The organism is Ferdinandcohnia jepli, assembly GCF_047246645.1.
Taxonomy (GTDB): domain Bacteria; phylum Bacillota; class Bacilli; order Bacillales; family Bacillaceae_L; genus Ferdinandcohnia.
The window spans coordinates 1-2,776 of the sequence record NZ_JBFOKR010000044.1 but is presented as its reverse complement, the minus strand read 5'-3'; the positions used below and the strand labels follow the sequence as shown (position 1 = coordinate 2,776).

The window sequence follows — 2,776 nt, the reverse complement described above, 5'->3', positions numbered from 1 at the left end:
TTGGTTAAGTCCTCGATCGATTAGTATCAGTCAGCTGCACACGTCACCGCGCTTCCACCTCTGACCTATCAACCTCGTCATCTTCGAGGGATCTTACTAGTTTAACACTATGGGAAATCTCATCTTGAGGGGGGCTTCATGCTTAGATGCTTTCAGCACTTATCCCTTCCACACATAGCTACCCAGCGATGCCCTTGGCAGAACAACTGGTACACCAGCGGTGTGTCCATCCCGGTCCTCTCGTACTAAGGACAGCTCCTCTCAAATTTCCTACGCCCACGACGGATAGGGACCGAACTGTCTCACGACGTTCTGAACCCAGCTCGCGTACCGCTTTAATGGGCGAACAGCCCAACCCTTGGGACCGACTACAGCCCCAGGATGCGATGAGCCGACATCGAGGTGCCAAACCTCCCCGTCGATGTGGACTCTTGGGGGAGATAAGCCTGTTATCCCCGGGGTAGCTTTTATCCGTTGAGCGATGGCCCTTCCATGCGGAACCACCGGATCACTAAGCCCGACTTTCGTCCCTGCTCGACTTGTAGGTCTCGCAGTCAAGCTCCCTTGTGCCTTTACACTCTACGAATGATTTCCAACCATTCTGAGGGAACCTTTGGGCGCCTCCGTTACATTTTAGGAGGCGACCGCCCCAGTCAAACTGCCCACCTGACACTGTCTCCAAGGCCGATAAGGCCTTCGGGTTAGAATTTCAATACAGCCAGGGTAGTATCCCACCGACGCCTCCACCGAAGCTGGCGCTCCGGCTTCCAAGGCTCCTACCTATCCTGTACAAGCTGTACCAAAATTCAATATCAGGCTGCAGTAAAGCTCCACGGGGTCTTTCCGTCCTGTCGCGGGTAACCTGCATCTTCACAGGTACTATAATTTCACCGAGTCTCTCGTTGAGACAGTGCCCAGATCGTTACACCTTTCGTGCGGGTCAGAACTTACCTGACAAGGAATTTCGCTACCTTAGGACCGTTATAGTTACGGCCGCCGTTTACTGGGGCTTCGATTCAGAGCTTCGCTTGCGCTAACCCCTCCTCTTAACCTTCCAGCACCGGGCAGGTGTCAGCCCCTATACTTCGCCTTGCGGCTTCGCAGAGACCTGTGTTTTTGCTAAACAGTCGCCTGGGCCTATTCACTGCGGCTTTTCCGGGCTATTCACCCTAAAAAGCACCCCTTCTCCCGAAGTTACGGGGTCATTTTGCCGAGTTCCTTAACGAGAGTTCTCTCGATCACCTTAGGATTCTCTCCTCGCCTACCTGTGTCGGTTTGCGGTACGGGCACCTCTCACCTCGCTAGAGGCTTTTCTTGGCAGTGTGGAATCAGGAACTTCGGTACTATATTTCCCTCGCCATCACAGCTCAGCCTTCACGGTAAGCGGATTTGCCTACTTACCAGCCTAACTGCTTGGACGCGCATATCCAACAGCGCGCTTGCCCTATCCTCCTGCGTCCCCCCATTGCTCAAATGGTGAGGAGGTGGTACAGGAATATCAACCTGTTGTCCATCGCCTACGCCTTTCGGCCTCGGCTTAGGTCCCGACTAACCCTGAGCGGACGAGCCTTCCTCAGGAAACCTTAGGCATTCGGTGGATGGGATTCTCACCCATCTTTCGCTACTCATACCGGCATTCTCACTTCTAAGTGCTCCACCAGTCCTTCCGGTCTGACTTCACTGCGCTTAGAACGCTCTCCTACCATTGTTCGTAAGAACAATCCACAGCTTCGGTGATACGTTTAGCCCCGGTACATTTTCGGCGCAGAGTCACTCGACCAGTGAGCTATTACGCACTCTTTAAATGGTGGCTGCTTCTAAGCCAACATCCTGGTTGTCTAAGCAACTCCACATCCTTTTCCACTTAACGTATACTTTGGGACCTTAGCTGGTGGTCTGGGCTGTTTCCCTCTTGACTACGGATCTTATCACTCGCAGTCTGACTCCCGAGAATCAAGTCTTTGGCATTCGGAGTTTGACTGAATTCGGTAACCCGATGAGGGCCCCTAGTCCAATCAGTGCTCTACCTCCAAGACTCTAACTCGAGGCTAGCCCTAAAGCTATTTCGGAGAGAACCAGCTATCTCCAAGTTCGATTGGAATTTCTCCGCTACCCACACCTCATCCCCGCACTTTTCAACGTGCGTGGGTTCGGGCCTCCATTCAGTGTTACCTGAACTTCACCCTGGACATGGGTAGATCACCTGGTTTCGGGTCTACGACCACGTACTATTTCGCCCTATTCAGACTCGCTTTCGCTGCGGCTCCGTCTCTTCAACTTAACCTTGCACGGGATCGTAACTCGCCGGTTCATTCTACAAAAGGCACGCCATCACACATAAATGTGCTTTGACTACTTGTAGGCACACGGTTTCAGGTTCTATTTCACTCCCCTCCCGGGGTGCTTTTCACCTTTCCCTCACGGTACTGGTTCACTATCGGTCACTAGGGAGTATTTAGCCTTGGGAGATGGTCCTCCCAGCTTCCGACGGGATTTCACGTGTCCCGCCGTACTCAGGATCCACTCAAGAGAGAACGAAGTTTCGACTACAGGATTGTTACCTTCTCTGATGGGCCTTTCCAGACCGCTTCGTCTACTCCGCTCTTTTGTAACTCCGTATAGAGTGTCCTACAACCCCAAGAGGCAAGCCTCTTGGTTTGGGCTATCTTCCGTTTCGCTCGCCGCTACTCAGGAAATCGCGTTTGCTTTCTCTTCCTCCGGGTACTAAGATGTTTCAGTTCCCCGGGTCTACCTTCTCTTACCCTATGAATTCAGG

Annotated in this window: 1 rRNA gene; it reads right to left on the bottom strand. The window is 52.7% G+C overall.

Annotated elements, in window-relative coordinates:
- A 23S ribosomal RNA gene (locus AB3M96_RS23560) occupies window positions 1–2,776 on the bottom strand; the annotation flags it as partial.